This window comes from uncultured Algibacter sp. (assembly GCF_905480415.1).
Classification (GTDB): domain Bacteria; phylum Bacteroidota; class Bacteroidia; order Flavobacteriales; family Flavobacteriaceae; genus Algibacter_B.
The window spans coordinates 1-9,747 of sequence record NZ_CAJQQI010000170.1; the positions used below are offsets into that span (position 1 = coordinate 1).

The 9,747-nt window shown below is 32.3% G+C and carries 11 protein-coding genes and 1 pseudogene; 11 read left to right on the top strand and 1 reads right to left on the bottom strand.

Annotation, left to right across the window (positions count from 1 at the left end):
* From QZ260_RS11685 to cmk, 3 genes are all read left to right on the top strand, one after another.
* Positions 1 to 363 (top strand): S16 family serine protease (locus tag QZ260_RS11685; RefSeq protein ID WP_295986440.1); only part of this gene is annotated, 363 nt, incomplete at its 5' end.
* A gap of 107 nt (positions 364 to 470) precedes the next feature.
* A complete protein-coding gene (porQ, locus tag QZ260_RS11690) occupies positions 471 to 1,490 on the top strand; it encodes a type IX secretion system protein PorQ (RefSeq protein ID WP_295986442.1) in 1,020 nt (339 codons plus the stop codon).
* A 32-nt stretch (positions 1,491 to 1,522) separates the two neighbouring features.
* Positions 1,523 to 2,218, top strand: coding sequence for a (d)CMP kinase (gene cmk, locus QZ260_RS11695; protein WP_295986443.1), 696 nt, complete (start codon positions 1,523 to 1,525; stop codon positions 2,216 to 2,218).
* A 112-nt stretch (positions 2,219 to 2,330) separates the two neighbouring features.
* On the opposite strand, the gene QZ260_RS11700 is transcribed toward cmk, so the two are convergent.
* Positions 2,331 to 2,708 (bottom strand): LysM peptidoglycan-binding domain-containing protein, encoded by a 378-nt coding sequence (locus QZ260_RS11700; RefSeq protein WP_295986444.1) that lies wholly within the window; start codon positions 2,706 to 2,708, stop codon positions 2,331 to 2,333.
* A 345-nt stretch (positions 2,709 to 3,053) separates the two neighbouring features.
* Between QZ260_RS11700 and rpsA the strand changes: the two genes are divergently transcribed.
* From rpsA to QZ260_RS11740, 8 genes and pseudogenes are all read left to right on the top strand, one after another.
* The gene (gene rpsA, locus QZ260_RS11705) at positions 3,054 to 4,913 is read left to right on the top strand and encodes a 30S ribosomal protein S1 (protein WP_271560042.1); all 1,860 of its coding nucleotides are present in this window, start codon (positions 3,054 to 3,056) and stop codon (positions 4,911 to 4,913) included.
* Between the two features lie 284 nt (positions 4,914 to 5,197).
* Complete coding sequence (gene pyrR, locus QZ260_RS11710; RefSeq protein ID WP_295986448.1) at positions 5,198 to 5,737, top strand: bifunctional pyr operon transcriptional regulator/uracil phosphoribosyltransferase PyrR; 540 nt, start codon at positions 5,198 to 5,200, stop codon at positions 5,735 to 5,737.
* A gap of 9 nt (positions 5,738 to 5,746) precedes the next feature.
* Positions 5,747 to 6,676 (top strand): aspartate carbamoyltransferase catalytic subunit, encoded by a 930-nt coding sequence (locus QZ260_RS11715; protein ID WP_271560040.1) that lies wholly within the window; start codon positions 5,747 to 5,749, stop codon positions 6,674 to 6,676.
* Between the two features lie 3 nt (positions 6,677 to 6,679).
* Positions 6,680 to 7,012: a ribonuclease Z gene (locus QZ260_RS11720; protein WP_271560039.1), complete on the top strand. Its 333-nt coding sequence runs from the start codon at positions 6,680 to 6,682 to the stop codon at positions 7,010 to 7,012.
* A 1-nt stretch (position 7,013) separates the two neighbouring features.
* On the top strand, positions 7,014 to 7,484 hold the full coding sequence (locus QZ260_RS11725) for a DUF3291 domain-containing protein (protein WP_271560038.1): 471 nt from the start codon (positions 7,014 to 7,016) through the stop codon (positions 7,482 to 7,484).
* A 1-nt stretch (position 7,485) separates the two neighbouring features.
* Positions 7,486 to 8,391 (top strand): ribonuclease Z, encoded by a 906-nt coding sequence (locus QZ260_RS11730; RefSeq protein WP_295986453.1) that lies wholly within the window; start codon positions 7,486 to 7,488, stop codon positions 8,389 to 8,391.
* A 329-nt stretch (positions 8,392 to 8,720) separates the two neighbouring features.
* On the top strand, positions 8,721 to 9,368 hold the full coding sequence (gene pdxH, locus QZ260_RS11735; RefSeq protein ID WP_295986454.1) for a pyridoxamine 5'-phosphate oxidase: 648 nt from the start codon (positions 8,721 to 8,723) through the stop codon (positions 9,366 to 9,368).
* 166 nt (positions 9,369 to 9,534) lie between these two features.
* Positions 9,535 to 9,747, top strand: a pseudogene (locus QZ260_RS11740) (CAP domain-containing protein); the annotation flags it as partial.

Consider the following 9,747-nt stretch of genomic DNA (forward strand, 5'->3'; position numbering starts at 1 on the left):
AATGTGCATATTCACGTACCGGAAGGCGCCACACCTAAAGATGGACCAAGTGCAGGTGTTACCATGTTAACATCATTAGTGTCACTTTTTACTCAGAAAAAGGTAAAGAAAAGTTTAGCTATGACAGGCGAAATCACATTGCGTGGAAAAGTACTTCCAGTAGGAGGGATAAAAGAAAAGATTTTGGCGGCTAAGCGTGCTAGAATTAAAGAGATTTTATTGTGTGAAGATAACAGGAGAGATATTGAAGAAATAAAACCTGAATACTTAAAAGGGTTAACATTTCATTATGTTACAGATATGAGTGATGTAATAAGATTTGCAATAACAGATCAGAAAGTTAAAAACGCAAAAAAAATATAATTACCATCAAGAAAAAACCTCGATTAATTTCGAGGTTTTTTCTTGATGTAAAATAAAAGATACATGCTATCGTTTTAAGATAGATTTACTTAATTTGTATCGTAAATATGTTAAGAAAAATTATCACACTTTTTTGTTTAACTATAGCTTCTTTTTCTATGGCTCAGGTTGGAGGGGAAACAACATACCAATTTCTTAATTTGGTATCTTCACCAAGACAGGCAGCTTTGGGGGGTAAAGTGTTAACAAATGTAGATTATGATGTAACACAGGGTATGTTTAATCCAGCAACTATTAATGTAGAAATGGATAATCAATTAGCACTGAATTACACCAGTTATTTAGGAGGTATTGGTTACGGAACAGCATCATATGCTTACACAGTTGATAGACGTACACAAACATTCCATGCTGGTATTACCTATGTAAATTACGGTTCTTTTGATGGATATGATGAAGCTGGAAATTCTACAGGATCATTTACAGGAAACGAAGCAGCACTCTCATTTGGTTATGCAACACAAATAGATTATTCTGATTTTTATTTTGGTGCTAGTGCTAAATTAATTACATCAAAACTAGAACAGTATAACTCACTTGGAGCTGCACTAGATGTAGGGCTTATTTATATTAATAACTACTTAGACTTTAATGCTGCACTAGTAATAAGGAATTTAGGTTCTCAAATAACTACTTATGCGGGTCGGAATGAGCGTTTGCCATTTGAAGTTGCTTTTGGAATGTCTCAGCGTTTGGAGAATGTTCCAATACGTTGGCACGTAACACTAGAAAACCTACAAGAGTGGCCAATTTCAAGACCAAACCCAGCACGAACAACTAGCGATTTATCTGGTAACCAATCTTCAGATAAAATTGGTTTTATAGGTCAAGTAATCAGGCATACCATTGTTGGAGCAGAAATATTTCCTGAAGGTGGCTTTAATATTCGTTTGGGCTATAATTTTAGGAGAGGAGAGGACTTAAGAATCGTAGATCAACGAAATTTCTCTGGATTATCAGCTGGTATTTCTATAAAAATGAACAAAATGCGTTTTAGTTATACTCATGCAAAATATACAAGTGCGGCAAATTCAAACTTCTTCGGCTTGCAAATAGATTTGCAATAAATACCTATTTTTGTTTCACATAAATTAAATTCATGAATAAAATTACCATTGCTATAGATGGGTTTTCATCAACAGGAAAGAGTACTGTTGCTAAACAACTGGCAAAAAAATTAAATTACGTATATGTTGACAGTGGAGCAATGTATAGGGCGGTAACGTTTTATGCGATGCAAAACGGGCTTATAAGCGATAATGATTTTAATTCTGAAGCTTTAATTTATCAATTATCAAATATTAATATCAGTTTTAAGTATAATAAAGCTTTAGGCTTCGCTGAAGTTTATTTAAATGACATAAATATTGAAAAGCAAATTAGAACACTTGAAGTTTCTAGTTTTGTCAGTCAAGTAGCAGCAATATCAGAGGTTCGTTTAAAGTTAGTAGAGCAACAAAAAAAAATGGGACGAGATAAGGGTGTAATTATGGATGGCAGAGATATTGGAACTGTTGTTTTTCCAGCTGCTGAACTCAAATTATTTATGATAGCTTCCGCTCAAACAAGAGCAGAACGCCGTTTTCAAGAACTTATAGAACGTGGTGATAAGGTTGAATACAAAGAGGTGTTAAATAATGTTCAAGAGCGTGATTATTTAGATTCTAATAGAGAAGATTCGCCTTTGGTAAAAGCAGAAGATGCTATTGAAATTGATAATTCTAATATGACTTTAGATGAGCAATTCAATAAAATTTTGCAATTAGTTAAAATGACTATAGAAGATTGCGAGTAATTCCCGGTCTTAGCCCGAATTGAATAGATTTTTTTAGAGTTAGAAAGAACAAAAAAAGCGAACCTTTAAATTAATTAAGGATTCGCTTTTCAATTTTTATACTATTGTATTCCTATAATTTAGGGATAATCAATTCTTGATCTGGGTGAATGACATCAGGATTTTTTAAGATATCAGAATTAGCCTTAAAAATATCTTGATATTTTGAAGCTTTTCCATAATAATGCTTAGCAATTTTACCTAAAGTTTCACCGCTTTTCACAGTATGTCTAGCATAAACACTGTCGTCAGCAACTGAAATGTTTGCCATAATATCTGATGGGTTATCGCCACCTATTTCTTTTATTTTATCCCAAAGAACATCCTTATCATAAAGCGTGTTAGCGGTTCCTTTAATTTTAAGAACACCATTTTCTTCTGTTACATTTCCATTTTGAATATTTAATGCTTCGCCTAAGCTTAACACGTCTTGATACTTTGCTTTAACCATGATTTTATAAGTTTTTATTGTAAAATTTGTAATCAACAATATACTCAAATATTCGAATAGTTTAATTAGATATTAGTTAATATATTGTTTCTAAATATTAGACCCAATCTTTTGTAAAAGTCACAACTATTTTATTTTCTCATTTTTAGGTAATTATATCAATATTATGTATTTTTGCACTCCTTTTAGCAAATCGTCGGATAGATAAAGGGGATGAAACTGAAAATAATATAACACTTCTGTGTGGTACTTGCATAAATCTTCCGAAACATACAGAATACAAATTTTAATGCCTTCGTGTTTTCATAAAGACTGAAACCTCTAAGCATTATTTAAATAGTTTAAATGGCTGAAAAAGCAAAACAAACTGAAGTTGAAGCAACAGAAGCTCCAACAGTAGAAGCTCCAGTAGTATCTGAAGCTCAAGCAAATCCTGAAAAATTCTTAAAAGACTTTAACTGGCACAATTACCAAGAAGGTATTGATGAGGTTGATGATCAACAATTAAAAGAATTTGAAAAATTAGTAGCAGCAAATTTCGTTGACACCTTAGATGATGAAGTAGTTGAAGGTACAGTAGTGCACATTTCCGATAGAGATGCGATTATTGACATCAATGCAAAATCAGAAGGTGTTATTTCTTTAAACGAATTTCGTTACAACCCAGATTTAAAAGTAGGAGACAAAGTAGAAGTATTAATTGATGTTCGTGAAGACGCAACAGGGCAATTAGTATTATCTCACAGAAAAGCTCGTGTAATTAAAGCATGGGATCGTGTAAACGATGCTCATGATACTGGCGAAATTGTAAATGGTTTTGTTAAGTGCAGAACTAAAGGTGGTATGATTGTAGATGTTTTCGGAATTGAAGCATTCTTACCAGGTTCTCAAATTGATGTTAAACCAATTAGAGATTACGACCAGTATGTAAATAAAACTATGGAATTTAAAGTTGTGAAAATCAACCACGAATTCAAAAACGTAGTAGTTTCTCATAAAGCACTTATTGAGGCTGATATTGAAGAACAAAAGAAAGAAATTATTGGTCAATTAGAAAAAGGTCAGGTATTAGAAGGTATTGTTAAAAATATTACTTCTTACGGTGTATTCATCGACCTTGGTGGTGTTGACGGATTAGTTCATATTACAGATTTATCTTGGTCTAGAATCAATCATCCAAACGAGATTGTTGAGTTAGATCAAAAACTTAATGTAGTAATCCTTGATTTTGATGAAAACAAATCAAGAATCCAATTAGGTCTTAAACAATTATCTAAACACCCATGGGAAGCTCTTGCAGAAGAAGTGAAAGTTGGGGATAAAGTAAAAGGTAAAGTAGTTGTAATCGCTGATTACGGTGCTTTTATTGAGGTTGCAGATGGCGTTGAAGGATTAATTCACGTTTCTGAAATGTCTTGGTCTACACATTTACGTTCTGCACAAGATTTTGTTTCTGTTGGAGATGAAGTAGATGCAGTTATTTTAACTTTAGATAGAGAAGATCGTAAAATGTCTCTTGGAATCAAGCAATTAACGCAAGACCCATGGACAGATATTACTACTAAATACCCATTAGCTTCTAAGCATACAGGTATTGTACGTAACTTTACAAACTTTGGTGTTTTTGTTGAATTGGAAGAAGGTATTGACGGTTTAATTTACATCTCTGATTTATCTTGGACTAAGAAAATTAAGCATCCATCTGAGTTTTGTGCTGTTGGTGATAAGCTAGATGTTGTGGTATTAGAATTAGATGTTGAAGGACGTAAATTAAGTTTAGGTCACAAACAAACTACTGTAAACCCTTGGGATAAATATGAAACTGAGTTTGCTTTAGAAACAGTTCATAAAGCATCTATTTTCGAAATAGTTGATAAAGGAGCTACTATTGAGTTTAACGAAGATATCGTTGCTTTTGTACCTTCCCGTCATCTTGAAAAAGAAGATGGAAAGAAACTTACTAAAGGTGAGGAAGCAGATTTCAAAATAATTGAATTTAATAAAGAGTTTAAAAGAGTGGTTGCATCGCATACTGCTATTTTTAAAGCTGAAGAAATGGCAAACGTAAAAGCTGCTGTTAAGAAAGCTGCTAGTGCTGCTGCTGAAGCTAAACCTACTTTAGGTGATGCTAATGATGCTTTACAAGCTCTTAAAGATAAAATGGACGGAAAAGTTACTAAAGCTAAGCCAAAAGCTAAGAAATAGTTAGATTCCTAAAATTATTTATTTATACTAAAGCCTTCAAGAAATTGAAGGCTTTTTTTATTAACATACTTGGGTAAACACAATAAAACAACTGTATAGTATAGCGTTGTTGTAAACTGTAGCGCAAGGGTTTACTTGGTTTGTTTGAGCTCGCCGACTTAGTAGGCAGCGAGTAATGAAAGCCCGACCCCCTAGGGTTACTCCTAAATAAAGATTAGCATTAATGGTTTTAACTTCTAAATTTTTGCATTATCTTTACCATCCAAATACGTTTGGAAAGTAATATGAGTCAAAAAGTTTTACTTAACGCTAAAGAGGTAAACATCATTCTTCATCGATTGGCTTGCCAACTTATTGAAAATCACAACGACTTTTCTAATACGGTTTTAATTGGTTTACAGCCCCGTGGTGTGTTTTTAGCAGATAGATTAGCTAAAATTCTAACCGAGGACTACAAGGTTAAAAACATAAAATTAGGCCATTTAGATATCACGTTTTATAGAGATGATTTTCGTCGTGGAGAAAAAACACTTCAAGCGAATACTACAAAAATTAACTTTATAGTAGAAGACAAAAATATTGTGTTTGTGGATGATGTATTATATACAGGGAGAAGTATTAGAGCTGCTTTAACAGCGATTCAGTCTTTTGGAAGGCCAAATGAAATTGAGCTTTTAACCTTGATCGACAGACGGTTTAGTCGGCATTTGCCAATACAACCAAATTATAGAGGGAGGCAAGTGGATGTTATAAATAATGAAAAAGTAAAAGTAAATTGGAAAGAGCATGATAATGAAGACTCGGTTTACTTAATTGAAAAATAATCATAAACAATGAGCGAATTAAGTGTCAATCACTTATTAGGAATTAAGTATCTTAACAAACAAGATATCCAACTTATTTTTGAAACTGCCGATCATTTTAAAGAAGTGATTAATAGACCTATCAAAAAGGTACCTTCGCTTAGAGATATTACCATTGCTAATTTATTTTTCGAAAATTCTACCAGAACAAAATTATCCTTCGAATTAGCTGAAAAACGATTATCTGCCGATGTTATTAATTTTTCGTCAGCACAATCATCTGTTAAAAAAGGAGAGACTTTAATAGATACGGTAAGCAATATTCTGTCCATGAAAGTAGATATGGTTGTGATGAGACATCCTAATCCTGGAGCGGGTGTGTTTTTGTCAAAACATGTGAATGCAAGTATTATAAATGCAGGCGATGGAGCTCATGAACACCCAACACAAGCTTTATTAGATTCTTATTCTATTCGAGAAAGACTTGGTGATGTTAAAGGCAAAAAGGTAGTTATAGTTGGTGATATTTTGCACAGTAGAGTAGCGCTTTCAAATATATTTGCACTGCAATTACAAGGCGCTCAAGTGATGGTTTGTGGGCCTAAAACCTTGATTCCTAAGTATATTGATAAGCTTGGAGTAAAAGTTGAAACAAATCTTCGTAAGGCTTTGAATTGGTGTGATGTAGCAAATATGCTTCGTGTGCAAAATGAACGTATGGACATAAGTTATTTTCCGTCAACTAGAGAATACACCCAACAATTCGGAGTGAATAAAGACTTGCTTGATTCTTTAGATAAAGAAATTACTATCATGCACCCTGGTCCAATAAATAGAGGTGTAGAAATTACCAGTGATGTTGCAGATTCAAAACAATCTATTATATTAGACCAAGTACAAAATGGTGTAGCAGTAAGAATGGCAGTTATTTATTTATTAGCATCAAAAATTAAACAATAGATTATGATATTTGATCAAAACGGAAATACATCTATAATTACACAAGAAAAAGTTTCGGTTATAGAGTTGGTTAAAAAGCTACAGGCTCTATATCCAAAATTTAAGAACCATAATATTATTGTGTCTTTAACGAGTTTAGATGCTTTAACACAAGCAGAAATAGTAGAGTTTTTGGAATTATCCAACACACATAAAGCGTCAAAGCATTCTTTTGTTATAGTTTCTAATAAAATAGACTTAGATGTCGTTCCTGATGAACTGGTTGTAGTACCAACAACTCAAGAGGCCTTCGATATCATTGAAATGGAAGATATGGAACGCGATCTTGGGTTTTAAAATGGGAAATCTGCACCTTGCTCAAGTAAATATTGCAAAACGATTGGCCCATATGGACGACCCAATTATGCAAGGTTTTATAAATAATATCGACAAAATGAATGCTTTAGCAGATTCTAGCGATGGTTTTATTTGGAGATTACAGGATGAGGATAAAGATGAAGCAGGACGTGTTTTCCAGGATGATTCTTTGTTAATAAACATGTCTGTTTGGGAAAATTTAGATGCTCTGTTTAACTATACTTACAATTCTGGACACGTTGAAATTTTTAAAAGGAAAAAAGAATGGTTCAGTAAAATGAAAATGATGCACATGGCTTTTTGGTATATCCCTGAAGGTTATGAACCTACTTTACAAGATTCTAAAGAGCGTTTAGAATATTTAAATACACATGGAGATACGCCTTATGCATTCTCTTTTAAAAGTAAGTTTACTCTTGAAGATGCACTAACCTATAAACAGCTAAGCTAATATGAAACTTTCTATTTTAGGCTGTTATAGTGCTACACCACGCACGTTAAATAATACAACATCGCAAGTTTTAGAAATTAACAACCACATGTTTTTAATTGATTGCGGTGAAGGTACACAGGTGCAATTACGTAAACATAAAATTAAGTTTAATCGCATTAAGCATATTTTTATATCGCATTTACATGGCGATCATTTTTTTGGTTTAGTAGGTTTAATTTCGACGTTTAGATTGCTAACGCGTGAAACGGATTTACATATTTACGGACCTAAAGGTATTAAAGAAATTGTAACACTTCAAATGAAGTTGGCTGATTCTTGGACAAACTATAATTTATATTTTCATGAGCTTACTTCAAAGAAATCAGAATTAATTTTTGAAGATGAAAAAGTTGAAGTATATACCATTCCTTTGAATCATCGAATTTATACAAATGGGTTTTTATTTAAAGAAAAAGAAGGTTTGCGTAAATTAAAAATGAATGCTGTAGAAGACGCGAACATTAATATGGCTTATTATAGAAAACTAACACAAGGTTTTGATGTTAAAAATGAAGACGGAGTAACTATAAAAAATGAAACCGTTACTAAACCTGGTCTTAAACCAAAAAGTTATGCTTTTTGCAGTGATACTATGTATAAAGAAGATATTATTCCAATTATAAAAAATGCAGATGTGTTATATCACGAATCTACTTTTTTAGAGCAACATGCACATTTAGCATTAAAAACAAAACATTCTACAGCAAAAGAGGCAGCCAGTATAGCAAAACAAGCTCATGTGGATACTTTGATATTAGGGCATTATTCAACACGCTATGGCGGCATAGATGCCTTTAAGGACGAGGCTAAAGTTGTTTTTGATAAAGTAGAATTAGCAGAAGATGGCAAAACCTTTGAGTTTTAATCAAACTCATTAAACGTTCCATGAAGTCAATTACCTCTATCAAACATAAAATACTTAATAGTTTTATTATGAATTATAATTTCAACTAAATCAAACTTTTAATAAATTAATTTAAACTTAGTACCAATTTTATCTTTATTTTCTATTTAATGCTACATTCTATTAAATATTATTTGAGATAAAGTTCAGAATCTTCAAAATGCTTTCAACCTCACAAATTGGTTTATTTATATTGATACGGTAGACAAATTTCATGAAACAAAGTTTGGTATTAAGATTATAAAAAAATGTGTCAAAATTATTTTAAAAAACACGTAAATTGCAGTGTTATGGAAAAGGATTTAAGCAACTATAGAAAATCTTACGAAAAAAGCGAACTACTTTTAAATGAGGTTCCTGAAAACCCCTTAGAATTGTTTCAAAGCTGGTTTTATGAGGTGGACAATCATTTTGCAGAGGACGAAACGAATGCCATGACTATTTCAACACTTGGCTTAGATGGTTTCCCAAAGAATAGGGTAGTGCTGCTTAAAAAATATACCTATGAAGGATTTATTTTCTATACTAATTATAATAGTGAAAAAGGAAAGGCTATTGAAGCCAACCCAAATGTTTGTTTATCTTTTTTTTGGCATGGGGCTGAACGTCAAATTATAATAAAAGGTATTGCCGAAAAAGTTACTACGAATTTGAGTGATGGTTATTTTGAATCTAGGCCGCGTGGCAGCCAATTAGGGGCTATGGTATCTAACCAAAGTGATGTTGTAAATGATAGAAAATATCTTGAAGATAAACTCTTAAAATTAGAAATTAAATACGAAGGAAAAGAAATCCCAAGACCTGAATATTGGGGTGGTTATATAGTAAAACCTGTTGAAATTGAATTTTGGCAAGGACGCCCAAATAGACTTCATGACCGAATTCTTTATAAACTTCAAGACGACTATCGCTGGTTAATTAATCGATTATCTCCCTAAAACATCGTTGAAATACGTGTTTTAGTTCTTGAATATTGCATTTCGTCGACTAAAAACTTATAAATTCGACCAAATACACGTATTTAAACGATTTTAACATTTCATTAACATTTACTTCAGGTTAGGCTGTTAGTTTTACAGAACCAAATCTAAATTCACTTAACCTATGAAGTTATTTTTTAAGTTGCCATTATTGGCATTGTTTACTGTTTTAACATTTTCTTCATGTTCAACAGACAGTATTGATGATAAAGCGGATGCTATGGAATTAAGTCTTTTTTCTCAAGAAGCTAAAACTATTGAAGTCGAAATTCTAGAACTTATAAATAATCATAGATTGTCTTTAGGCTTAAATCCTTTAGCCGAGATGGATGTTATT